This window comes from Paenibacillus sp. FSL R7-0272 (assembly GCF_037969905.1).
In the GTDB taxonomy this organism is placed as follows: Bacteria; Bacillota; Bacilli; order Paenibacillales; family Paenibacillaceae; genus Paenibacillus; species Paenibacillus polysaccharolyticus.
Genome location: NZ_CP150221.1, coordinates 5,514,376 through 5,539,517 on the forward strand (window position 1 = coordinate 5,514,376; position 25,142 = coordinate 5,539,517).

The 25,142-nt window shown below is 41.6% G+C and carries 18 protein-coding genes and 1 riboswitch; of the genes, 1 reads left to right on the forward strand and 17 read right to left on the reverse strand.

The genetic code is table 11. The features are described 5' to 3' along the window. Positions 1–253 precede the first annotated feature (253 nt). The 17 genes from MKY23_RS24395 to MKY23_RS24475 form a co-directional block, all read right to left on the reverse strand. Entirely contained in the window at positions 254–505 is a 252-nt protein-coding gene (locus tag MKY23_RS24395; protein WP_339832827.1) for a hypothetical protein, read from the reverse strand. Beyond that, complete coding sequence (locus tag MKY23_RS24400; RefSeq protein WP_339832829.1) at positions 490–687, reverse strand: hypothetical protein; 198 nt, start codon at positions 685–687, stop codon at positions 490–492. The genes MKY23_RS24395 and MKY23_RS24400 overlap by 16 nt, the downstream gene beginning before the upstream one ends. A gap of 12 nt (positions 688–699) precedes the next feature. Further along, positions 700–1,407, reverse strand: coding sequence for a hypothetical protein (locus MKY23_RS24405; RefSeq protein WP_339832831.1), 708 nt, complete (start codon positions 1,405–1,407; stop codon positions 700–702). Beyond that, positions 1,404–3,311, reverse strand: coding sequence for a BREX-3 system phosphatase PglZ (gene pglZ, locus MKY23_RS24410; protein ID WP_339832833.1), 1,908 nt, complete (start codon positions 3,309–3,311; stop codon positions 1,404–1,406). The genes MKY23_RS24405 and pglZ overlap by 4 nt, the downstream gene beginning before the upstream one ends. A gap of 19 nt (positions 3,312–3,330) precedes the next feature. Then, positions 3,331–6,120, reverse strand: coding sequence for a DNA methyltransferase (locus MKY23_RS24415; RefSeq protein WP_339832835.1), 2,790 nt, complete (start codon positions 6,118–6,120; stop codon positions 3,331–3,333). 7 nt (positions 6,121–6,127) lie between these two features. Further along, positions 6,128–9,811, reverse strand: coding sequence for a DUF6079 family protein (locus MKY23_RS24420; RefSeq protein WP_339832837.1), 3,684 nt, complete (start codon positions 9,809–9,811; stop codon positions 6,128–6,130). Positions 9,812–9,832: 21 nt separating this feature from the next. Beyond that, positions 9,833–10,291, reverse strand: a complete 459-nt coding sequence (brxF, locus tag MKY23_RS24425) for a BREX-3 system P-loop-containing protein BrxF (RefSeq protein WP_339832839.1) — start codon at positions 10,289–10,291, stop codon at positions 9,833–9,835. Positions 10,292–10,453: 162 nt separating this feature from the next. Beyond that, positions 10,454–11,806, reverse strand: a complete 1,353-nt coding sequence (locus MKY23_RS24430; RefSeq protein ID WP_339832841.1) for an McrC family protein — start codon at positions 11,804–11,806, stop codon at positions 10,454–10,456. Between the two features lie 11 nt (positions 11,807–11,817). Beyond that, positions 11,818–13,725, reverse strand: coding sequence for an AAA family ATPase (locus MKY23_RS24435; RefSeq protein WP_339832843.1), 1,908 nt, complete (start codon positions 13,723–13,725; stop codon positions 11,818–11,820). Between the two features lie 39 nt (positions 13,726–13,764). Then, positions 13,765–14,724: a transcriptional regulator gene (locus tag MKY23_RS24440; RefSeq protein ID WP_339832845.1), complete on the reverse strand. Its 960-nt coding sequence runs from the start codon at positions 14,722–14,724 to the stop codon at positions 13,765–13,767. A 416-nt stretch (positions 14,725–15,140) separates the two neighbouring features. Continuing rightward, positions 15,141–16,217: a homocysteine S-methyltransferase gene (gene mmuM, locus MKY23_RS24445; protein ID WP_339832847.1), complete on the reverse strand. Its 1,077-nt coding sequence runs from the start codon at positions 16,215–16,217 to the stop codon at positions 15,141–15,143. Next, on the reverse strand, positions 16,214–17,608 hold the full coding sequence (gene mmuP, locus MKY23_RS24450; RefSeq protein ID WP_339839681.1) for an S-methylmethionine permease: 1,395 nt from the start codon (positions 17,606–17,608) through the stop codon (positions 16,214–16,216). Before mmuP ends, mmuM begins: the two co-directional genes overlap by 4 nt. A 92-nt stretch (positions 17,609–17,700) precedes the next feature. After that, a riboswitch (SAM riboswitch) is annotated at positions 17,701–17,802 on the reverse strand. A 146-nt stretch (positions 17,803–17,948) separates the two neighbouring features. Beyond that, positions 17,949–19,148 carry a Ger(x)C family spore germination protein gene (locus MKY23_RS24455; RefSeq protein WP_339832849.1) on the reverse strand — a complete coding sequence of 400 codons (1,200 nt, stop codon included), beginning with the start codon at positions 19,146–19,148 and terminating at the stop codon, positions 17,949–17,951. Then, the gene (locus tag MKY23_RS24460; protein WP_339832851.1) at positions 19,145–20,245 is read right to left on the reverse strand and encodes a GerAB/ArcD/ProY family transporter; all 1,101 of its coding nucleotides are present in this window, start codon (positions 20,243–20,245) and stop codon (positions 19,145–19,147) included. Before MKY23_RS24460 ends, MKY23_RS24455 begins: the two co-directional genes overlap by 4 nt. A 90-nt stretch (positions 20,246–20,335) precedes the next feature. Beyond that, a complete protein-coding gene (locus MKY23_RS24465) occupies positions 20,336–22,048 on the reverse strand; it encodes a spore germination protein (RefSeq protein ID WP_339832853.1) in 1,713 nt (570 codons plus the stop codon). Positions 22,049–22,280: 232 nt separating this feature from the next. Then, positions 22,281–23,201: a methyl-accepting chemotaxis protein gene (locus tag MKY23_RS24470; RefSeq protein WP_221786779.1), complete on the reverse strand. Its 921-nt coding sequence runs from the start codon at positions 23,199–23,201 to the stop codon at positions 22,281–22,283. Positions 23,202–23,503: 302 nt separating this feature from the next. Next, entirely contained in the window at positions 23,504–23,947 is a 444-nt protein-coding gene (locus tag MKY23_RS24475) for a VOC family protein (protein WP_339832858.1), read from the reverse strand. A gap of 96 nt (positions 23,948–24,043) precedes the next feature. Here MKY23_RS24475 and MKY23_RS24480 point away from each other — a divergent pair, with 96 nt between their 5' ends. After that, positions 24,044–25,090 carry a YafY family protein gene (locus MKY23_RS24480; RefSeq protein WP_339832860.1) on the forward strand — a complete coding sequence of 349 codons (1,047 nt, stop codon included), beginning with the start codon at positions 24,044–24,046 and terminating at the stop codon, positions 25,088–25,090. Positions 25,091–25,142 lie beyond the last annotated feature (52 nt).

The following is a 25,142-nucleotide window of genomic DNA, read 5'->3' on the forward strand; positions in this document are numbered from 1 at the left end:
GTATGTTCGGTCCCAAAAAAAATATAAAAGCCCCTTCCCATATATAATGGTCGGAGCCAAACATTCATTCCTAATTTACCAAAGAGTTGCGAATCACTTCTCTCAGTTTCTTCTCACTGAGTATAGTCCTATCCTTAACGATATACATACACGTAAAATCTACGATATCAGTTAAGTCTTCAAGGTATTCTTCGATGGTTGATAATCCTGGCTTTCAGTTACGATAATAAAACGTGGTTCCCCATTAAATCTTTCACTGTAGAACACTCTCACGTGCTTTAGGCTCTTTAATCAGCATGCCAGACATAATCGTTTTTCCTGCTCCAGGATCATCCGCAACCTGCGGCATTTGAAGCGTGCGACTATACACCGCTTCGATCTGATGTCGCAAAGGTATTAAATTATTATTGCCCAATGCCCTTTTCGAATAATATTTACTATTGACTGACAATGCATAGCAACGCAGATAATGCAGGAGATCACTCGCATCTATCTGCTGTTCCATCTGCCACTTAATCTTTTTAAAGATTCAATGTCAGCTTCATCCAACATCAACTCATAGTATCGATTCGAATCCCGTCCTATTGCAGAAATAGAAAAGAAGCATTCATCGAAGGCCTCAATTTTTTTAATTTCAACACTCTCTGGAAACTGAGCTCCTTGTACGACTTCACCTACTTTAATCATTCATTCACTGCCTTATCTCAACCCAATCATCACCATGTCTAAACCTTGCCGCGTGATTTGTAGCTGACCATTTCTCAAATCGCTTTCAGTTATATCTAGACTAAATGGGAACAAACAAGGTTCCACAGCTATTTGCTTTAATTCTATGGCTGATTTTTCGGCTGATTTTAACATGACCTCAATAAGCCATAGTTTGTACTCCAACTTGTAAATCGATATCTTTGCAGCACTCACATATATTTTTTTCTGCTCACTAATTATCCCTAAGTGTTTGTAAGTTCCAAGTACGGCGTTTAATGCTACACTTACGCGTCTACGTTCACCATACAACGCGAATATTTTACGGCTTAACTGCATAGTTGAAAATTCCCCATGAAGCTGAAAAAGACGTCCCACTTGATCAGCAACATCCCTGAAGAATGGATAAGCAAGAAGTATCATTCCCCAGTGTAGAAGCAATCGTTCCTCTCTTGAGGCGTTAACAAACAATTTCAATCCTCGATCCCGGATTTCCTCATTTTCATTGTCGACTAAGACCCAAATTTTAAATAAAATAGTTCTAGCATTCATTCTGGCCTTTGAACCACCAATATCCGCCATCAAACTCTGATCAACAACATCATATAGCTGCTGTCTACTATCCGATCTTGAGAGTTCCTGTACGATACGGTCTAACTGGTGTAATTGCAATTTTTGATCGAATCCAACTGCTTTTTTCATTCTGACACCTTCATTCTTTTCTTAACTCGTACGAAAGGCACGATAACCTCCTCAATGCTGGTTCCACCATGGCTTACAACAACTTCACCTTCTTTAACAAAAGCTTCTCCACTTTTAGCCGTCAACACATAAAAATCATCTGGAAGTCCAATGGGTTCCCATTTATCCGACGAGTACTTCTGAGCAGCCCGATCTCGTAACTCCTCTGAATTGTAGATCCGAACACGCTCTCCTCGAGTATCCGCCAACATGCCTTCACGAATGCTTCCGATACCTATGCTTTCTTTGTTGCCATGATCAGAGGTTATATATACATCATATCCTGCATCCAATAAATCTTGAAGTAATGATTGTAAGTACTCGGTTTTTAACCATATAGATATTTGCCCATGCATCCCTCTATGGCCCTGAATTGTGTTATGTGTTAACTTATCAACAATATCAACTACGAGTCCAGCAACTTTAATACTAGATTTAGATAATGCCCTAATTTTAGCCTTTTCATATTCCCCTTGCCCTAATGATTTTTCATATGTGATGTGAATCGGCGGAATACCATATCTAGCCCAACAAGCCTTCCATTCTTTTTCCTCATTAGCTGTTGTACCAATAGTTGAGTAGTATGCCTTTGGAATTTCTCCTGAGAATATGGCCTGCCTAGACACTGAAGTCAGTGTAGGAATCCAAGCAAATGTACCATTTTCCTTAAAATCGAAAGAAGACTGTAGCTCAGAACGTATCTGAACCCACTGCACAAAGCTCAAACCATCCATTACGATTATAGCCTTTTTGGGGCTTCCTTGGAGGTGCACATATTCAGCTACTTTATGAAGCATAACTGGTGTATGCTGATCTGATAACGAAGCCAAAGCCCCGTAGTGGTCCTTTAACCAGTTAGCAAATCGTACTTCTATGACTTCTTCAAGAAAATTTAATTCATTACTGATTTCCGATGGCGACTTCAACGCAAACATGATTGTTTTCGCTGTGCTGAATAATCCAATAAGATTGATCCAGCTACGTCGATCAATTTCAATTTCTAGCATTTTTTCGATCTGATTAATGTGCTCCTTAATAGACATGACTCTGGACTGTTCTTCATCATGCGGCTTTACTCCAAATAATAAAGTATCAGGCAGTATATCTTTCTCAATCGATATAGGTAATAATTTGCCTATACGAAATAGACCAGCAAGTGCATCTAGTAATTTAGTATCCCAAAATGGATGGGTTTTCGAAGCGCCCTCTTCTAAGAAAAACCTCCATTCTTTCTGCAAAAATGAATACAATACATCTGGATCCTGAATAAATTCGGACAGACTCAATCGTGGATCGGTGTTTTTATGATTCAATACTTCAATAAGATATTTATCAATAATTTCAGGTATGGAAAAGGAAAGTTGATGACGATTTATACAAAGTAAGATAACTTCTGCAACAGAATCAACGGAGTCATATGACAATTTGTAAATGCGTTTCAATAAGAAGTCAATGGTATCATTGTCTGATCTTCTGACTGGAATATCATCAACCAAAGATAGTGCATCAAGGGTTCTAAAATCGAGTTCCTTTACTATTGGAGCCGATAACGTTGGGAAGAGCTCATTTTTACTTATTGAAATTTGTCTACTACTGACCCATATATCGTAGGGGACATCACTAGTGTCATTAGACTTGGGATGTATTAGCATATCCTTATTGCAAGTGTTCCGTCTATATTCACTTTCGTACCAAAATCTAAATACAGCCCTATCATGAAATTCTAAGAATTCTACCCCTAGCTTCTGTAATTGACTAATAATGATCTCATCTTGCAGCAAGGAATCAGGGTCAGTCACTAACGTAATAGAGTAGAAAGGCGCTTGAAAATGTTCAAGCACCTTTTGACGCCAATTATTATTCAAATCGTATACACTTCCTTAACTAAAGGCCAAGTCTGATCTGTGCGTTATCGTAATACATTAACAATTTATCATCTTCTTGCAGTACTTTTTCTGGAAGATGCTCACCAATGGTTACAATGGACTGGTAATCTTTACCTCCCCAAGCTTTCTTAAATCCAGCACGGATTGCTTCTGTGCGGAACTGTTTAAGCTTTTTTCGATTATCAACCAATTCTTCTCGATATGCCTCAAATTCTCGAAGTAACGACTTTTCACGTAATTTTTCTAAATCTGCTTGCTTGTTGGGATCTGGAACATACCATCGATCCTTTGCTTTTAATTTGAGATCAGGATCGTTTTTTTTGAGATTTCGAAGATCTTTATAGTCTGTACTTAAATACGTATGAATTTGACTTGGGACATCTTCTACGCTATCGTATCGTAAGAAGTTTTGCTCAAGTAAGGCATCTAATTCTGGTAATACTTCATGCTTTGCAATATGTTGAATTTCTTTCATATAAATGGGATGAAGGTCCTGACGAGTCTGTGGTTTCTTCATGAGTTGCTGACGAATCCATTCAATAGCACTATTTTCATCACAAACAAATATACTCATTTGAGCAAATTCTTTAGCTATGGTTCGTTTCTTATCATATTCAGCAACTTGTATTTCTAAAAATGCCATACCATCACGCATTGGAAATCTCTGTTCAACACCAATTTGAAAATCTGCAGAAGAAATTGGTACTGTATAACCATGTTGTACATGATATGCAACCATTCTATCGAAGAGAATTCGAGGAGTTCGCTCAACGATCAGTTCAGCAGTCCCCTTCTCCCCTACATATACCGGTAAATTTTCCAAGTATTGATTCACAAATGTCCATGCTGACTCTTCTGTATTTTGTTCATTTGCGATTTTATCAACAAATATAGTCTTTGGTTTATATGCTGAAATAACAAGATCTTGCTTGACAGCACTAGTTGTAGTAACTGCTTTGAAGCTTCCTTGTTTTTTATCTAATGCAGAAACATTCGCTATGATAAAACCAGCCTTCTCAATTGCTTCTCTTATCGCATTCCAAACACTTGCTTGTGAGTTACTGAATTCAACGGTCATCCATCTCCCAGGTTTCAATGCTTTATAGTACGTTTTAAAACTCTGTAACATTAAAGTTTGATATTCTTTTAGCCCTTTTTCCTGTACATGATTAATAATTGCTTCATTTGAATTGTTTGTAAAAACCTTTAGCCATGACTCCCAAATAATATTTAGTTCTGAATACATTATATTGGCACCAAATGGCGGGTCAGTAAAAATATAATCTATAGAGTTTTCCTCAAGAAGATTCTCAGTTATGGAATTAGTACTAATAACTATGTTTCTTAACTTGTTTTTATTAATCATTCCCCTGCTAAAAGCTTTAATTCTGTCTACTAATTGTTTAACTACAGAGGTTTCTATAGGTAAAGATGAAATATATAAGGTGCCCTTCAGATAGCCAGCGTTATAACCTCCACCACCAAAAAAATAGTATTTCAAATGAATTCTATTCATTTGTGTTGCTCGGGTTAACATACTTGAAACTAAGAAGTTTATCGCACTATTTTTATATTTATTCGATAAACGAACTAACACTGATAAAGCAATTAAATTCCTTTTTGTATAAAAATGATGCACATTTGTAACCCCATGACTGCGAATTGGTTGGTTCGTGTTAACCCCTGTTGATAATTGATTAGTAGGAACCCAATCCTTTATATCGTAGTTATCTATCTTTTGGAGTACACTGAAGTCATATTCGTCAGGTTTTTTTTCAAAATTTTTGTTTTCAAATGAATAATTAATAATAACAGGAACTTGTACTGCTCTATTCGTAACTGTATCTATTTCTTTATCATATTTTTTTTCCCAGAGGTGTTCATACTTAGTTTTAGGATTGATCGATAGGCAGTAAGGACACTTAATTTCTTTCTTAATTTCTCCTTTTTCTTGATCAACCGCACAATCCCAGAAAACTAATTCATTACTGCAATCAATACAAGTAAAAACATCAGACCAGATAACATAGTTTATACTTCCCATTACAAGATCGGGGGTATCCTTTCTTATCTTTTCCTCATTAAAATTGTGTATAGTTTCGTACATCCAGCTACATTCAGCCCGCAAATGCATTTGTATTTCATCACTAATTCGCGTGAATTCATCTCGATTGAACGAATTATTATAGTTATACGTAATAAAACTAGCTATGGTTGATAAATCGCTTAAGACAGCTTTTCTTTCACCCACTTCAACATTGGTGTTTTTTTGAAGATTTAAACTCTTTACAACTTCACTATCTCCGCACATTTGAGCAGCTAGCCCAGTCATTCCAGTTCCAGAAAAACCATCAAAAACAACATCACCTGGTTTAGTATAATGCAAAAGGTATTTCATGATTGCTTTATAGGGTACTTTTGTATGGTAACTATGAACATTATAAACGGGGTCTGTTTTCCCTTCAGAAATATCAATAGCAAGTGGTTCTCTATGATATTCTACTCTATCTTGTCTTTTTTCATTTTCCCATTCTGAAACAATATCTTTAACCCACGGGTTCGGGCAAACAGTGTAATATGGAGGATCTGATAGATCCAAAATGGCCTCTTCATCCCCTATAGGAAATCCATCAATCCCCCTCAGTTCCGGTATTTTTTTGCGTAATTCCTCTGTGAAATATGCACGACGCGTTTCGTCATTTTTAAATGTCAAACCCAAACAGGTCACTGGATCTGTTTGGGTTTCATTTCCCATCTGGAAAAGTGTTTGCTGTAATTCATCACTCATATCTTAGTTACTCCTTCTTTAACATAATCCGAACTCGATTAGACGATTGGGAACCGACCTGTTCTCTTACTAATTGTTCAAAACGCAAGCGTAGCTCTTCAATAGTCAACGGGCTTCCGTTACCGACCATCTCTAGCAACCGGGTTAATGGCAATTCAACCTTCCGTATTCCTTCGAGCACTTCTTTAATGGTTTGGACTAATCGCACATCAATTGGAACCCCGAATGATTTATCATCCATAAACTGTTTGATTAAGTGCTTTTGCTCTCCCGTGAGTAATTCAATATTCTCTTGAAGTTCGCGATCATTTAAGTTAGTCAACAAGGTACTCGTCCAAGAATCAAGTAAATTTTCCAAGTCCATTTCCAACTGTCGCACTGTTACCTGTTGAGAGAACTTTTCATCCTTTGGACGGAATCGGCAATGTGGACAAATCGGAGAATGCTCTAACTCACTTTTTTGTAACTTCCAGCAAATCCTCAATTCATCGGACTTTTTCTTCCATTCTTGTAATTGTTGAGCAGGCAGAATCGGGATTCCAGAAATCTTTTGCAAAGTATCGATTCGTCCATCACGTTTAAGTTGATTAAGTCGATTCTCATCCGTAGCCCCTAAGCGTGATGCTGCGTGTTGCGCAAAATAAGAGTCAATATATTGAGCTTTTAATTGGTCTATCACCTTAAGTTCAGCACCGCAGTCGCTATTAGCCTTTATAGCGTCGTATAAGTCTCCCAATGCACCTTCAGCCTGTACGTACCATCCATCAGTAATTGAAACATGGTTACTAGCGCTTACGATATAGTTCGCTTTCTTAGTAATTTCAGAAGCAAGCTCACGCCAATTAATAATCTTATCCACTAACAGGAGTTTTTCATGCTGGTCTTGAATTTCGTCCATGCTTTTTTTGAAATTTTTCAGTTTCGCTGGTGTATCGAACACTTGAAGACTCTGAAGAAACTGATTCAAACTTTGGAGTTTGCTTTGATACTCCTGCAATTCCTCATCCGATAGGATCGGCAATTCCCATGTAGGAATTTTATCTTTAATCTCGTGCTGTAATTTAACCAGTTGGGTTAACAGTTGCTGTACTTTGGTTTGCAGAGTCTGAACCCCATTGGTTTGGGAGTCTGGTAGAAGTAGTCCATGACTAATATTAAATAAGTCAAACAATGCTCGCAACTCTGCTAATGGTAGATCACTTGGTTTCTTAATGTGGCTAAATTCAGCAATTCCTTCTGCCTTCAAAGCAATTAATCGGTTGAACTTCATAGAATCATAAGTTTCCCCATTAATCGTAATCACTATATCGCCAGTGTAGACTGAAGCAGCTAATATTACACTCAGAAGCTCAGGTTCTAATTGAAATTCTATCGTCTTCTTGACTTCCCAATCCCCTTGAGATTGGAGAACTTCAATTAATTCAGAAGAATTAAGTACCTGTCCATGGCCTTTGTTATTTAACAAGTTCAAGACCCATTTGGCATATCCGGAATTCTGCACATTTATTTTCTCTCCATCCAGTAACACTAGACCTTCTAGTATAATTCTTGCCGTCTTGGTTTTTGGATTAGAGATGTTTGATAGTGTCTCTGGAATATAATTCTTTAGCATGGCTTCACGAGTAATACTAATGTTACTAAGTCGAAATGTGGGATAATCCGTATATTTCTCCTCAAACCATGTAGTTAAACAATCATTCGCCGCTGCATCAATGATTTCCCGAACTGTTGCTTGAGCTGGAGCCGATAGGCTCCATTCAGCGAGTTTCTTCGTTACGCCTTTATAGGTCATTTTATAAGCGGATGGCATGTTCTCAACAAGCCAGTTCATTAAGTTTCTTGAAAACTCCGCGGCTTTATCATCATACAGCTTTTTCGTTGCACTTGAAGCAGTAATGGACATTTCCCTCGCGCCTGCGTAAAGACGAAGTGCAGTATGGAATGATTCATCCTTTGTATCTAGCTTAAAAAATACTTCATCCGGTTTCGCTTCATCTTTGAATTTAGGGAGATCATATGGCTGGAGCATGTAAATGTAGAAATCTCTCTCTGGTTGTGCAGTGGAACGTTCATTCGGCGCACCGAAAAAGATGTATCCCGGACGTGTTACCTTTCTTGACCACCAATTCAGCTCGTGATGCCAAATTCGGTAACCAGACGCTATACTTGGAGATCCGTCGTCAGTTAATTTTTCTAGAATTTCAAAGTAATACCGATCGAGTTGGTTGCCAACTAGCATCCCTGATTTTTCTTCAATTAGGGAGTCAACGTCGGTCACCTTGTCCAAATCAAGATAATACTGTCCATTATCTCGATTAAGGGATATAAATTGATAGCTTACCGATTTCATAATTTCGTTCAATATCGTATCTATTGTTGCGTTGAGAAAATCAGAGTCCAAATCTGGAAAATCAAAATACAGAAATAATTGGTCCCTTAATTCTGCTGAAGTGACACCTATCTTAACTTTAATATCGTCCGTTGAAAGTCTGAATACGGAAAGCGCCCGCACGATACGTTTAGCAATTGGTTTATATGCCGCCTTTGCTCTAGGAAAGGAATTTTCTATCCGATCCATCAGGACATCCGACTTTTCCAATACTTCACGTACATCTCGATCCGTACGCAAAGTACGATCATCTTGTATATACATCCAATAGTTATCGTAAGAGACCATCCCAGGGCTGTTTAAAGGAACTTCCGTATCAAGAAGCTTCTCAATCTCATCACTAATGGTAGTTAAGGCTACACGTTTCTCCACAACACGTACATTCTCAAATGCTGTTAAGTACGCGGGGTGAATAGGAAATAATGCTGTATACTTCTCGATTTGTTCTCCAAGATTCTCATAAAGTGGGGCAAATCTTAACAAGTGTTCTCTTATTAGTGCCTTTTGACGGTCATCCTTTCGTAACAAGCGTTGAGAGACAACGAATTCGATATCCTCACGAACTATGATCGCTTGCTCAGTACGCTCCTTAACTCTACGAAGCTCGTTGGCTACGAACTGAAACTTGGGATTCTCGAATAGCATCTCCTGCACGCCTGTAATAAATCTAAATCGAGTAGACTGTACAACTTCCCCCATAGCTCGTAAAAAGCCCAGATCAAGAATGAGTTCTTGCTCTTTGCGCGTTCGCAAATAATCAAGCAATTCATCTATTACCAACAAAAATCCTTGATCCGGATATACCTCATGAAATGCCGCCATCATTCGTTTAATTTCGTCCTTGTTACTTACCAATGTAGCTACATTTGGCATTTCATAATCCACACTATTTTCTTGAAGAAAATTGCTCATTTCACGGAACAGCACTTCACCAAGTGGCAATTGGATTCCATCAAATTCAACCCGTAACACTTTGAATTTTCCTTCAATTTCTTTAGCCCTTTTTGCAATTTTCTCATGATGGATGTATTGTGATGTCCCAATAGTTTCAGCAATAGCTGCTATTACACTCATTAAATGGGATTTACCAGTACCATAATTACCAACAATCATAATCCCCTTATGGTCAATAGGACGTTGAAATTGAAGTTGTTCAAAAATTATATCATCGATAACTTCTTCCATACGGCCCGATACTACATAGGTTTGAACTAATTGCTGAGCTAATTGCTCTTCAGCAGCATCCTTCAAAACGACGACAGATTTTATAGGTTCGAATTGAATTAAATCTTTATACTTCATAATTAATATATCCCTCCGCTATTAATAAAACAGAATGCTATTTCCGTATTCAGTATTCTTATAATACTCTGGATGTTCTGGGGCTGCATAATAAAGTACACCTTGTTTCGCCTTACCAGGCCACAAAACTAATAGAACTGTATTCCCGCTGTTTGCTTCTAGCAACTTTACTGGGTTTACTTGTAACTCTGGATCGAATAGGTACTCTATATTATACAAGCATACAATTTCTCTATTTTTATCGTTAATCAGTTTTCTCAACAGTGCACTAACTTTAAATGGACGATGATCAGGAGCAACTATTTTTAATTGTTCTGATAAGTACAAGCTCGTATTTACAATAGGTATATTCATTTTTTCTATTTCATTAGATATATAATGAATACTTTGGATTTCTGGAATTAAAAATGCAATTTTACGTCTTCTCGTTGCAATGTCAGACAATTCAGAACGGATGAATTCTAATTTAGTATCTGTCATAACACTTTTCCCCATTCGAAAGGAATAACGATTTCTCGTTCTTACCTTTAACCTCAGTATTTTATCAGAATTATGGATTAAAATTAATGAAAATATATAACAGTTCTACTTAAGATAACTCTACCATCGTACTCCGACAGTACCCTGTCTCGAACTTACATTCTATTTCATCGTTTCTAACATACTTTCAATTATTTTGTATACAGAATCCTTCCCCAAACTCAAATCAATAAAACCGATTTTTACGTTCACTCCATCTCCGCTGTCATACACAACCGGTTTTGTAATTATTGAAAGACCAGGATGCCAAGGATAGAGCAAGTACACTGTCCTTGCTCCATATTTCTTAGCATAAACGTACGCCTGATACATATCTGCCTGGGAGATCCCGTAATCCGGCCTCAGTGTCAGCAGTTTCCATTTGGTATCGAGAACCACAACCTTTCCATTTCCCTCCACGACAATGTCCGGGCGCAGATTAAACCTTGAGGGGCTTTGAAACAAATGTTGCGATTGATCCTGCGTTCGAACTTTCAGTCCCTCAGGTGTAAGGGATTTACGCAGTAATACTGCCACGTAGCGCTCGAAAATCTTTTCCATCGGGAACAGAAGCGCATAGGCTGCACCATCCCCCCGAAATGGAGTGAAACTATGACCAAGCAGGAATACACGGCACCATTCCATAATGGTTTGATACTCCTTATTGGATCGATCCATCGTCACGCTGGACCAATCCTGCTTCCAATTCAATGAACTTTCTACTTGATCAAAGGAATTCAACAAAATATGTAAATCCTTCTTGTTACGCGAGCCCGTACTGATTTTTAACAGCAGCTCAATGGTTGATTTGATCAAGCGATTTTCCGGGCGATTGACGCTAAACAGATCATACTGAATGTAAAAACGTTCTTTATGTGCTGCATTATGTTTGATATGCTCGGCAAATTGCAGTTTACCCTTAAGAAACTGTTCATTGCTCTGGTGTACTACATAATTAGATTTTAATCCGTGCTTCACTAAACGATTTGCCTCATTGATGAACATACGAATAAAAATATCGGATATGGTGTGCCGTTCAGTATGGAGACCCGATTGCCGGAATATCTTATAAGGGATTTCGCCTGTCACACTTAGCATATGAAGGAAGATGCGCTTCGTCTCTTCATCCGAGCTTTCGTTATTCTTGTCAAACACTTTGGGCAAAATCTCGACCTGTGTGCCATCCGCCATCGTGATGATCCCCACATAGTTTCTTGCGCTAATGAGTTTTCCGATCCCTCGCCTGCTCGTGACACTCAGAAGTTCAAGCGCATCCGTCCCCTGCTCGCCACCTTTGTTTTCCAGTATGAACCGCTCTAATTGATCAAAGGCATGCTCATTGAGATATTGATAACCGAGCGCCTTTCCATCAATATGTTTGCATAGTCCCTCATACTCTTTCAGAGTAACGAACTTTTTCTGTTGTGGAATGTCGCTGATTCTAGTTTTACGACTTTCTATTAGCCAGCTCTTCATGTGATCCCCACTTAATCCAAGTTTGCTGATTCGTATATTTTCAGATAGGATTCTACTTTTTCAAAGGCTGCTGTATTCACCCTATAGACCATCTCATCTTCCAGATTCACATTTTCCAGATTGCCAAACAACCTCTGAACGTTCACTTCGGTCTGAACAATAAATTGCTCTTCTTCAGGTTTATTGTTATCTCCAAGAACAAGCCGAATCTTCTCAACATCGTCGTAGAAATATTCCTGTAGCAAAGGAATAATCGTGTGCTGAAACAAGTGACCCAGCAACTCCAAAGACGGAGCCTTGTTCACTTCGATAAAATAAGCATGTCCAATCGTATGCTCACGGTCATATAATACTTCGATTCGACGGTTCATCGTCTCCAGCATCTGTGATAAATTGATGAATTCCCCACTAACCGTATGTGAGGCAAGACATCCTGGATCAGGCATCATCTCTGCAAAAGTAAACCGCCGTCGCAGAGCCGTATCCAGCCGGGCTATTGAGCGATCTGCCGTATTCATCGTGGCTATAAGATAGACATTTTTAGGTACGCCAAAGAGCTTTTGTGAGTAAGGCAGCGTTAAACGAGTTTCCTCTGCCATACCAAGACGCTTGCTACCCTCAATAAGGGTAATCAGCTCACCAAAAACTTTGGAAATATTACCGCGGTTGATTTCATCGATAATGAATACATAGTTTTTCTTATTATTCTGAATGGCCGACTTCATGGGAGCACTCTCTTTTTTCTCCAAGATGGATAATACGTCTGCCAATGTAATTCGACTAAGACGGTAGACGGAGCTAAGGGTCAGGTTGGTATTGCCGTTTAACTCCAGTACGTTCTCCCGGATATTCTTGGCTAGCCAGCTCACCTTGCGAGACCGCTTGAATTGCGGCGTGTCCTGAAGCCATTCGTAGTCTCCTGTGACGACGCCGATTGCGTCAATGGTCGCCTTATCATGCAGAACGAGGACCAAATCTCCGATAGCCATCTCCACGATGAAATTATTCAGAACAGCTTGTCCGCCGTGCTCATAGTTCGTTACTTCATTCAAGATTTCCCCATAAGAATCCCACCTGATTCGAATCCGGTCATGGTTGAAGCAATCCGTTTTGATGGCATTTTCCCCGGATCCACCTAACGAAACTTTCCATATCGTCGGGTCCTGGCGAATACCATAATCATTTTGATCCTGAACGATAGGTTTTTGCGCCGCTTCGCAAAAGCGTCTGAAAATTCCAGGAGCAATTTCATAGGAAATGTCTCCACCCGAATTTTCTTGCCCCTCATCAGCTAACATCTGAGGTTTAATGCCCTCGATAAATTCTTCATAACCATAAGATTGATGAAATGTTGTGAAAGCAATCTGTCCTTGAGCCTTATAAGCATCGTATCGTGATTTGATATGATCGTAACCAGCCGTCTCCGCTTCTTCGCGGATATCGTCCAAAGGTTTATTCTCTATGATGGACACAGCGTACAAGACGGTATGATACGTTTTCCCAGTCCCTGGAGGACCGTATAGGATGATATTTTTATCTAACAGCTTCAGTCTGGCGTCTGAAATAGCGTATTGTTCTCCCAATGGCTTTGTTTCCAATGCCAGACTTCCTCTGGACTCGAATTCTCTAAGAAACTCCTCGTAATACGCCAAACTGTACTGAAAGGCGCGATTTCCCGCTTTTTCATTGATCTCATTAAAATTTTGAGCCTGCTCCATTCTCAATCGTAACTGAGAATACTCGCTAACCGAATGTACCTCGAATACATTCGTTGTTTCCAATGAGACTCCATTTAATCTTGCCGGAGCCGTAGTTAGTGCTGAAACATATGAGCTGATCGTATTTTCGGAGTAGGACTGTCCATTCGATTTCCTTTTGCGCCTCAACCAATCTGTATAGTTTTTCTTTCGATTCCTCATCTGCTCATCCATCCTGCCTACTTTCTCCTCTCAAAAGTATTATTGATACATTCTCATCCAGGCTGCCATGCGTGCTTTCATCTCTTCTCGTGCCGATTGTGGTTCCAGAATCTCTGCGTCGGGGCCGTACTGCAGTAACCACATGATTAATTCATGCTCATTGTTCACCGTTACTTCAAATAGAAGCGATCCATCTGCTAACTCTTTCATCCATGGTTGAACAAAGAGCTCCTCCTCCCGAATGTAACGAGCCACTTTCGAATCAAAACGAACCCTAAATCGGGTATTGCGCTCTCCCGGGTGAATCGACCATGTATTTTTCAAATATTGTTGAACACTGAAGTCTCCTAGGTCGAATACTCGGTTCGTAATATGTACTTGCTGGAAACGACTCAAACGAAAAATTCTCATATCTTGTGCTCTATGACAGAAACCGATTAAGTAAAACCGTTGTTCTCTTGGAATCAGATAATACGGATCGATCATGCGATTGCTCGTCTCATCCCTAGATTGTGTGTGATATACGGTGTCAATCGTTCGCTTGTCCAAGATCGCTTGAATGATTTCATGTAGATGATTGGGGTACTCCGTTCGGTACGCAGGGGTTCCCATCTGGATGATATCCGTAATATCTCGCACGAGATTGCTGCGTTGGGTCTGATTCTTTCGATGGGAGGCCATTATTTTATCGTAGGCACTGTCGAAACCGAGAGGACGTTTATCCCTTTCGAGTAGTGAAGGAAGCAATGTGAAAGCTAGTTCTTCTTCTTCATTAAAACGAATGGGATCCAAAAAATTTTCGTTCAGAAAACGATACCCTCCGTTTCGTTTATCTTCATCTTCTAGCATCAACGTCGTGAATAAAGAAATCTGACTAATATCTCGGTAAATCGTTCTTTGGGATACTTCGAGTTTGGTCGCAAGTTCACTGGCAGTTATCCCTGGCTTAGCATATATGGCATTTATAAGTTGAAATATACGGCTAGTCTTTTCACTCATATTAATGTTCTCCCTAGATTAGGTCTTGAATTTTATGTACTCAATTTAATAGTACTATTTTCTCTTCCAAAAAAAAACATAATGTATTTAACATGAATATTCCAAAAAATGACTTGCCTTTTAATATAAAACTATTTATTACATCACCTTTACAATGGAAACGAATTCAATTTCACACTATTCTCCTATATGTCAATGTACAATGGATCTTTAAATTTGGGGGAACGAAGTAAAACTTTAGTGAACAAAGAAAAGCATCAGAAGAGAACAACCTACATATTCATATCAGAACAAATAACATTATTTTCTATTTTTCTAATGAGAAATCCCTCACCGATCCTATACCAATCGTTGAGGGACTCTTCTCATCTCAATATATTTCTACTCTTTCCGTGAATAACCCTACATTAAATCTTTTAACCCCGCCACTTCTTTGCCAGCTCGCTGATCTGATGGGGTGTTGTCCGGCAGCATCCACCAATAATCTGAGCACCAGCGGCAACCCATTGTTCTGATGCGTCCTTCATGCTGCCGCAGGAACCTTGGCCACTCCATGTTTTGGTCTCGGCATCGTAGGTTTCACCTGAATTCGGGTACACGATGATTGGTTTATCGCAAGCTTGGCGCAGGATACCAATGGCTTCCGTGACCACTTCCATCGGAGCACAGTTCAGGCCGATCGCCGCAATCTGCGGTTCAGAGCCGAATGTCTGTGCGCATACCTCAAGCGATGTTCCCTCGCTGATGCTTGTCCCATCTTTTAATGAAAAAGAAAGCCACGCATAAGCCTCTGGAAACTCCTTAAGCAATTCGACAAGAACACGAGCCTCCTGCAACGAAGGAATCGTCTCGAACGCCAGAATATCAGCTCCTGCTTCAATCAGCGCAGCCATGCGAGGTCGGTGAAATGCGGCAAGTGTCTCATCGGATACGCCGTAATGTCCCACATATTCCGAACCATCTGCCAGATAGGCACCGTACGGGCCGACAGAACCAGCAACGACAGGTCGCGGACGACGCAACTTCTCGCCATTAGTGTGTTCACCAGTACGATATTCACTCTGCTCGTTCCCCACGTTCTCGGCTCGTCCCGAAGAAACGTCTACAAGCTGTCCTGTTGAACCTTCAACTACTGTGGCTTCCTGCACTTCTGCCCATACATCATCTCTGGCCTTCGCCGCCAGTTCCACTGTTTTTCGAATCAGATCCAGGGCAGCCTCTTCTCCGATTCCACGCTTGCGGAAGCCCTCCACTGTTGCCTGATAACTGGAGGTAATTGCACAATCTGCCCCTGCTCGGAAATAATCAGCATGCACGTTCACGATAACATCCGGGTTCTCCAGCAACACACGTGCAGACCAGAGCGGGTCATCCAGATCACAGCCATGCTGTTCCAGTTCCGTCGCCAGTGCCCCATCCAGAATCATGATTGGATACTCGTCCAGAATACGTTGAACCACATTTACATCATTCGTTTGCTCACGTTGTGTCATGAAGTCAGCCCTCTTTTCTTTTTCGTACGATCCGTCCAATAATACACGATATAACACAAAATAATGAATGGAATACCACAGTATAAAGCAATCCGCTGTGTTGGGTCAAAAGCGATACCTATGCAGGATGCGAGGCACAATACAAATGAAACGATAGGCACAAATGGATACAGCGGCGTTCGGTAAACCAGGTCCTTCACGTCATGTCCCTCCCGCAGATACTGTCTACGGAACATGTATTGAGACACGCTGATGCTCATCCAGACAACTACCACAGCAAGACCTGAGATTGAAACAAGCGTAATATAGACGGTTCCCGGCGCAATGATGCTGGACAATAAAGCCAGTGCACCACCAGCCATGCTGAGCACAAGCGCATTGAAAGGTACTCCGCGTTTCGTCAGGCGCGCAAACCATGGAGAGATCGTCTTTTTATCCGCCAATGACCATAGCATCCGTGATGATGCATACAGTCCCGAGTTCGCAGCGGACAGAATCGCCGTTAAAATAACAAAGTTCATGATGTCGGCGGCATACGGAACACCGACCCGCTCCATGACAGCAACGAACGGACTCTCCAGCACACTTGCATCTGACATCGGAAGCAATGCTGACAGAATAATGATCGTGCCAATGAAGAAAATAATCAAACGCCACAGCGTGGTGTGAATGGCTTTCGGAATGGTTTTTTCCGGATTTTCCGTTTCGCCTGCGGCAATACCAATCAGCTCCGTGCCTGAGAAAGCAAAATTGACAGCCAGCATTGTCATCAGGATCGCAGTTGCCCCGTATGGGAACCACCCAGACGCTGTAATGTTGGAAAAGAACGGAGCCGGTTCAGCATTTGCCATCGGAATAATACCAAACATGGCAGCACCACCAAGAATAATAAAGATGACAATCGTCATCACTTTCACCAAGGAGAACCAAAATTCGGATTCGGCAAAAAGCTTTACGGTGAATGCATTAAACAGGAAGATCATCAGCGCAAACAACGCACTCCAGATCCAGACGTTCACGGACGGAAACCAGCGTTGCATAAGCAGTCCTGCGGCTGTAAATTCTGATCCGAGCGCTACGGTCCAAGTAAGCCAGTACAGCCAGGCCACTGTGTATCCTGTAGCGGGTCCAATATATTTGGCTGCATAACTATGGAATGCACCCGTCTCCGGCATATGAACAGACAGTTCGCCAAGACAGAGCATCACCAGGTACACCACCAAAGCGCCAATCAGATAAGAAAGAATCGTACCCAGTGGTCCGGCTTGTTGAATGGTATACCCTGAGCTAAGGAACAGTCCTGTTCCTATGACGCCACCAAGAGAGAGCATAACTACATGCCTCGTTTGCATTTTTCGCTGAAATTGGCCTTTATCGTTACTATTCTCCATATAACCTGCTCCCTGCTTCTTCATCCAGAACAAACAAAAAAGACCCACTCTTTCCTGAAGAGTGCGCCGTAACTGACAAATAAAAACAAACGCTCCTATCTATCAGGCTTTCACCCGCTGGAATTAGCACAGTATCCTTCAGATCTGTTGCTGAGGTTTCTAAGGGCCAGTCCCTCCACCTCTCTGGATAAGAAAATGATTTTGTATAACTATATCGACTGCTGCCTGATGTGTCAACATTTAAATAAACACGATAACCGACCCAAGCAGAGCTTTCCATATTCTTGTGCTGAAATTAACACATTAACATATAAAGTTTTTGCGAACGGGGAGTAAAGAGCTACTCTGTAGAGGAACCCGGATTTATAATACTCGTTTTAATCTCATACGTAATAGGTACTGTTGCAAACACTTCATCCCAGTTATCTTTTACCTTTTTCCACGTTTTAGGATAATGGATTCGGAGGCTATCCCGAAAACCGGCAACGTCAGCTTTATACGTATGCTGGAGTTTATAGAGCATTTGATCGATCTGTTGATCTACGATTTTAGCAAAATCCTTCTCCAGTTCTTTCAGATAAGCTCCCTTCTCTTCTTTTTCAGGCGCACGCCAGTCCTCCATTAACCAACCTTCGGACTCTGCCTTCACATGGAACGAAATATCTCCGCGAACCACCTTTGGAATAATTTTTGTGGTCTTTTTCTTAATTTCATAGAGGACAGTGAAACCTTCTTTACTGTATGTTTTAATGACACCGCCTCGCTCCTTCGGCTTAATCCAGGATAATGCCTCCAGATCCGTTTGGCTAAGTTCACCAATAAATTTCGTTGTTTTGGCTTTGAAAATGCTGCCCCCTGAAAACTTGTCCTCACCATCTGCATTTAACACGTTTTGAAGCAAAAAGCTAGACCCAGACTGCATCTCTGCATCCAGTTTGGCAAGGGAAACCGGCTCCATTATCTTATTGGATATATACGAGTTATTTGTGATTCCCGTAAGATAAAAAGCTGGAATTCGAGAAGGATCTCTAGAAGTGAGTACATCAAGCGCACGGTGATGGCTGATTAGTACAAGACAATTGGGGCGAATATCGTTATCTCGCAGCACAAAATCAAGGAGTTGTGTCAGCCCATACTTTTTAGCAATATCCTTAGATATCACGATCACTTTCAGATGATGCCCAATGAGCGGGCGATCCCGGCGCAGGGCAAACTGGCGAAAAATCTGGAGCAAGGAATCCCCGGTAAGCTGTTCATTGGAGTAAGAAGATTTACCAGAAGAAGGTGAACCACCCTGTTCGCTCTGCTGACTGCTCGACTTTCCAGGGGCAATCTGCACTGTTGCGGTGACATTTTCTTCTTTTGGATAGCCCCCTCCTTGGGCTGCTATTGTTTTCTCAAATTTGGTTTCCTGGCCAACATCAATACCGAGACCCACATACAGGCTCAAATCTTCAATTTCCCGGCTGCTCCAGCACCCGGAGATCAGACCGAGAATCAGTAACGCAGAGATGATACGCAGCCACCGGAATGGAATCATGCGTGCTTACCTCCCTTTTTTCGAATAATACTCAACAGTAACAATACCAAAGGCATAATGGCAAACAAAACGACAGACGCATTGCCCAGCATGTCACCTAGTGCAAATGTTTCATATACATTTTTGGGAATCATGGCTGCCAAATAAATAAACGGTAGAAGGCAGTACATAATGGTCCGCATCTTTTTCGCTTTAAATAGATCACGAATCCCTACAGAAGCGCAGTAATGGGTGATCGCAAACGTAGAGAAAATCTGCAAAATCCAGATAACCAGCAATAACGATTCGAAGCGCTCAAAGATCAAACCCTGAATCTCAAAACTTCGAACCAGATCGAGTGTTGGCCAGGTTCTCGTTTTAATTCCATCGAGCGATAAACTGCCAACGACCATAACGACCGTGATCAAATAAATCGATGTAGATATGCCCAGCCCCCAAGTCATGGCCTTGTTGCTTTTCTTCGGATTTTGCATATATGCCGTAATGACCAGCATTACTTCATAACCTGTGTATGATAACAAAGAAGGCTTCAACCCTTTGATCACAGGTAAAATTCCCTCCCCGAGAACCGGTCTCAGATTACTGATCTCAAACAGTTGATTACTCAGCAATATTTCCATTACAAAAATGACCAAGGTAATCGGCAAAATGACCTCAAACACACGCAAGATAACTGGAAGTCCGCCGGAAATAAGATAGATTCCAATCCACATAAACACCATCACTATGGCCCAGGTAGGTGTACGCTCCAGCAAATACATTCCGGTCACGTCTGCCATCACCCGAATTTCGAAGGCGGCAATCACCATAAAATAAAGAATGTTGGCACAGCCGAGTATGTAAGCTACCCAACGTCCCGTAATCTCACGGGTGAATTGGAAAACGGTCTTTTCCGGGAATCGTCGACACAAAGTCACCAGAATAATTCCTACACCCGTGATAATCAACCCGGATAGGATAATCGAAATCCAGACGTCCGGTGTACCAACCGCTTTGCTTGTTGTCCGAGGCAATGTTAATATGCCTGCACCCAGCATATAATTGACGATAATGACCACGGCTTGTGTCGTGCTTATTTTTACTTGGGAGTCATTCACTTCTTAGCACCTCCAGACCATCAGCGGATTATACGAGGCTAAACTGAACTGTACAGAACTGTTTGGCACGAAACTTCATTTCGATCAACGTTATTTCTTACGATCTTCATCGGTCGGATTCATCATGTCTGGACGTCTTCTCATCATATTCAGCGGGGCACGGATGACAAAATCCTTCCAATCACTCAAGTGGTACGGAACCGCTGGCGCGATGTAAGGGACTCCGAAACTAGATAGTCGAGCCAGATGTGTGCACATCAGCAAGAAGAACATGACCACACCATACAATCCCATTACAGCGGCACTAAACATCGCGGCAAAGCGCAATAATCGCAAGGTCAGCCCTGCACTATATACGGGAATAGTGAAGGAAGAAATCGCTGTAACCGCCACGACAATAACCAGAAACTGACTGATAATGCCTGCCTGTACTGCTGCCTGACCGATGATCAGACCCCCAACGATCCCCATCGCAGGTCCGATAGGTTTCGGGAGACGAATCCCCGCTTCCCTCAGAATCTCGATGGATAGCTCCATAATTAAAGCCTCGATAATCGAAGGAAAGGGTACACCCGAACGGGTTTCAATAATCGTTAGCACCAGTTTCGTTGGAATCAGACCTGGATGGAACGAAATGAAAGAGATATAAAGCGCCGGGGCAAGCAGGGCTAACATAGCCGACATAAAACGCAGAATTCGAAGGAACGTACTTGGAATCCAGCGTTCATAGTAGTCTTCTGGAGATTGAAGCAACATACTGAACGTCACCGGCACGACCAGAACAAACGGAGTTCCGTCCAGCAAAATAGCTACACGCCCTTCTAATAAAGCACCAATAACGCGGTCAGGTCTTTCCGTATTCAGAATCTGCTGGAAAGGACTCAAGGCATCATCTTCAATCAGTTGTTCTACGTAACCGGACTCCAGCATCGTGTCCATATCAATACTTTTCACACGTTTTATAACCTCGGTTACGAGTTTAGGATCGGCAATATCCTGAATATAAGCAATAGCCAAGTATTTTTTGATCCGACTGCCCACTTCAAGCTTTTCAATAAACAAACTCTGATCGCTTCCATAACGTCGTAAAATGCCCGTGTTATCACTAAGCTCCTCTGTAAAACCGATACGCGGTCCGCGTAGCAGACCCTCAGATAAGGGTTCATCCACTCCGCGCGTCTTTAATCTGGACGTTCCGATCAGCATAGCTCCCGGAAGACCATCCACCAACAAACCGTTTTTCCCTACCAATACACCTGTTGCAAGCTCCTGTAGAGATTGTGTCTCCTGAATCTCGCTGACGGGAAGAATTTGAGTTTTCAGATACGTGGACAGGAAGTCTGCCTGTTCCGGATGAAGAAAACTTTCCTGTTTGAGTTCAGGTATACCCTCAATCATTAAAGGTTTGATTAAATAGCTGTCAATTAGATCTGTATCTGTAAGTCCTTCGGTATACAGGATCGCCACTCTCGTGTTCGTTCCTCGAATGGTGAACTCTCGAATATGTACATCTGCATTCTTGCCAAAGGTCTCTCGAACCGTAATCAAATCTGTCGTGTATATTCCGGTTAACTTAATGTTGGCATAGTGCCCGGTTTCCGTCCCTGGTCCGATGCCAGCTTCAGCTGGTGAAATGTCCTTCGGTGAAGGAATCATTTTATTTTTGCGAGAGAAGCTGCCCCGCTTGATTGCCGTATGGAACCAGTTGGTCGTGAAATATATCATAATCGGTACAATAAACACCATGAGTGCCTGTGCCCAGATGGTCCATTTCGGTACATAAGATAAGATCGTTGACCACACCCTCCATCCATCCTCCCTTCTCTGTAAAATCAAACCACAGGTATTCCCGGCTTATTGTGTCCTGTTTACCCATAAAAATTCCGTGATTTTGGCAGGATATGCAATAGAACACTTTCTTGCCTGATGGTTAACGACCACTTTGATTTGCGAGGAATATGATCCAAACAGCAAAAAAACGACCCTGCCATGAGCACAGAATCGTTCTGGAATTCATACCGTATTTATTTTTCGCTTACACAATTCGAGTCACATGTTGTGCCTTATCATCCAGTAAAGTGGCCGCGGCCGCGATCGTTTTGAAATCATTTAACGCAATCTCAATTCTTTCGTGACTTTGTTGCACGTAGTCCTCTACCTTTTTCGTACCATTGGTAATATTGGTAATCTCTTTGGTAATGCCTGTTACACTGTCTCGAATCTCGTTAATTGAATTCTCCACCATGGCTGACAGCTTGCGCACTTCTTTCGCCACAATATCGAATCCTCGGCCGAACTCTCCTGCATGTGCAGCCTCAATCGCTGCATTGAGCGCGAGTAATTGTGTCTGAGAAGAGATTTCCCGAATCGTTCGCACCACGCCTTGAATGGAGCCAGCCTGTTCTTGCAGATGGGTTAGCGTAGATTGGTTAGCTGCAGATACTTCCGAGATGTAAGAAACGCTGGACATTAATTCATGGCTTCGGCCAATCCCTGCCCCTGCCTGCTCATTCAGCTCTTGAGATAGCGTCTTCAATTCCTGAACAACGGCTGTAATGTTATTTTGGCGATTCGTAATATCCGTAGCCATCTTGCAAACGCCAAGCACCTTCTGATTCGACGCATCAAACACGGGCATGTATGTAGCTTCGAGCCATACCGATTGGCCTTTGGCATCCATACGCTCAATCTTGTCCTGAAAGCTGTTCCCGGCCAAAATACTTCTCCAGAACTCCTCATATGCCGGACTATCTGTAAATGTTGCAAAGCATAGTTGCCGATGTTGCATTCCATACATCTCTTCCTTGGTATACCCCATTCTTGAAGCAAATACATCATTCACGTATGTAACCCTACGGTTTAAATCGAAGCGAATAATCGCCAAACTTTTCTCCATCGCCTTGACCACTAAATCGTCCGTCACCTGATCTTGCCGCCCCGTCTCCAATAAAGACATCCAAATCCCCCACAATCCGTCCCATAGTCAATAAAGTGTTGCATTTAATTACTTCATGCCGTTCATGATAGATGCATTCATGCGATGCGTTGACTCCTAGTAATGATACCCGAATTCGGGACTTATGGATCACTAATTTGCACGAATCCCAAAAAATATTTTTTTGTGTACATACAACCTTCATACTCTGGGTCATAATTCACAATCTGTGGGGACATAAAGCAGCATAAAAAGCAAGTTATGGATAATCATAACTTGCTTTTTTCTGGAAACTTTATTCTATATAAGTTGAACTAAAAAACTTAGAAATCATGTACCGTTACACATAACTGAATGACAACACCAAACGGATCACGGACAATCCCGTAGCCGGGACTAAATTCATTCCTTGCATAAGGCACAAGCACCTTCACCCCTTCATGTTGTGTCAACGCCTCGTATAGTCCATCCATTTGGCCTTGATCTTGAGATTGAATGCACAGCGATATACTGTTTCCCAGTTCCCAAGGTCTCTCCGTATCCATCGCTTCCTCCGCAATCATGATTTTGTTCGCTCCGATCTCCAGCACCGAATGGGTGATGTACTCATCCTGGCCGCCAGGATACGTGAAATCGGGACTCATCTGCTTCATTTCTTTGTAGCTTTTTCGGAATAATACTTTCGCACCCAACGTTTTTTCGTAAAATGTAATTGCTTCTGCCGCTTCTCCGTTCATCGAGAGAAAGGGGATAACTTCAACATTCATGTGACTTGCCTCCTTCATTTGTCTGTCTTACACTTATTACTATAACGACTAAAGGTGCCAATAGATGACACCATTGAGAGGAGGAGATGCCAACAAATGAAAAAGACTGAACGTCTACACCATATGCTTCGCTTTATTAATCATAAACAGCACTTCACGCTGCCTGACTTAATGCAAGAGTTTCAAATATCCAAACGAACCGCCTTACGAGATATTGCGTCTCTGGAAGAGATGGGTGCGCCCATCTATGTGGAGTACGGACGTTATGGCGGTTACCATCTGCTTCAGCAGATGCAACTGCCTCCGATCTCTTTTAATACAGATGAGCTTCATGCCCTGTATTTCGCTATGCAGGCTCTTCGCAGCTTCACCAGTTTGCCTTTTCGAACCACATTTGAATCTGTTCATAAGAAATTTATGGCAGCATTATCAGACAGACAGCAAGAAAACATTCATAACATGCAACAGCGTGTTGCTTTTAAACATACCGAACAGATCAAAGACAGTGCTCATCTGGAGCTTCTATTAAATGCCGCAGTACAGCAGATCGTTATTCAAATTACGTATCATGACAAAAACAGGAGTGCGGCGGAGCAGAGTAAAGTCGCAGTTTCTATTGAGAACAAAGAGCCTACGAAAGAGAATCTGGAAGATTACCATGATCAGTCAGAAGCAGTTTCCAAAACAAAAACCAGCACCCGTATTATACAGCCCATTGCGCTATATTCTATTAAAGGGTACTGGTATTGCCAGTCATACGATCTGAAGAAAAAAGCATACCGTGTATTTCGCTGTGATCGAATCATTTCGGCTGTATTAACGGAGATCGAACCTGTCGCACACCTTGCTGACATACATAGTGAACATCTCCGTTCCCTATGGAAACCTTCCGAACAAGCTATCTCATTTCAATGCAAAATCAGTGAGGCGGGCATGGATCAATTTCAGCAAAATCACTACCCCTCCATGCGCCTTGAAGAACAAGACGGATTCTATCTGCTCGTCGGAACCTATGAACCTCATGAACTGGAGTTCATTGTGAGCTACCTTGCAGGGTACGGTACTTCCATTAAGATTGTGGAGCCTGAGATGTTGAAGGAATCGTTGAGACAATACTATTTAAATTTGTTGGAGTGTATTTGATGCTAATAAAAAATACCCGGTAGAGTGCATACCGAGAAAAAATACGGCATAC

Coding starts and splice junctions, on each gene's coding strand:
- MKY23_RS24395 (WP_339832827.1), bottom strand. CDS start 505: ATGGAACAGCAGATAGATGCGAGTGATCTCCTGCATTATCTGCGTTGC.
- MKY23_RS24400 (WP_339832829.1), bottom strand. CDS start 687: ATGATTAAAGTAGGTGAAGTCGTACAAGGAGCTCAGTTTCCAGAGAGT.
- MKY23_RS24405 (WP_339832831.1), bottom strand. CDS start 1,407: ATGAAAAAAGCAGTTGGATTCGATCAAAAATTGCAATTACACCAGTTA.
- MKY23_RS24415 (WP_339832835.1), bottom strand. CDS start 6,120: ATGAGTGATGAATTACAGCAAACACTTTTCCAGATGGGAAATGAAACC.
- MKY23_RS24420 (WP_339832837.1), bottom strand. CDS start 9,811: ATGAAGTATAAAGATTTAATTCAATTCGAACCTATAAAATCTGTCGTC.
- brxF (WP_339832839.1), bottom strand. CDS start 10,291: ATGACAGATACTAAATTAGAATTCATCCGTTCTGAATTGTCTGACATT.
- MKY23_RS24430 (WP_339832841.1), bottom strand. CDS start 11,806: ATGAAGAGCTGGCTAATAGAAAGTCGTAAAACTAGAATCAGCGACATT.
- MKY23_RS24435 (WP_339832843.1), bottom strand. CDS start 13,725: ATGAGGAATCGAAAGAAAAACTATACAGATTGGTTGAGGCGCAAAAGG.
- MKY23_RS24440 (WP_339832845.1), bottom strand. CDS start 14,724: ATGAGTGAAAAGACTAGCCGTATATTTCAACTTATAAATGCCATATAT.
- mmuM (WP_339832847.1), bottom strand. CDS start 16,217: ATGACACAACGTGAGCAAACGAATGATGTAAATGTGGTTCAACGTATT.
- mmuP (WP_339839681.1), bottom strand. CDS start 17,608: ATGGAGAATAGTAACGATAAAGGCCAATTTCAGCGAAAAATGCAAACG.
- MKY23_RS24455 (WP_339832849.1), bottom strand. CDS start 19,148: ATGATTCCATTCCGGTGGCTGCGTATCATCTCTGCGTTACTGATTCTC.
- MKY23_RS24470 (WP_221786779.1), bottom strand. CDS start 23,201: ATGTCTTTATTGGAGACGGGGCGGCAAGATCAGGTGACGGACGATTTA.
- MKY23_RS24475 (WP_339832858.1), bottom strand. CDS start 23,947: ATGAATGTTGAAGTTATCCCCTTTCTCTCGATGAACGGAGAAGCGGCA.
- MKY23_RS24480 (WP_339832860.1), top strand. CDS start 24,044: ATGAAAAAGACTGAACGTCTACACCATATGCTTCGCTTTATTAATCAT.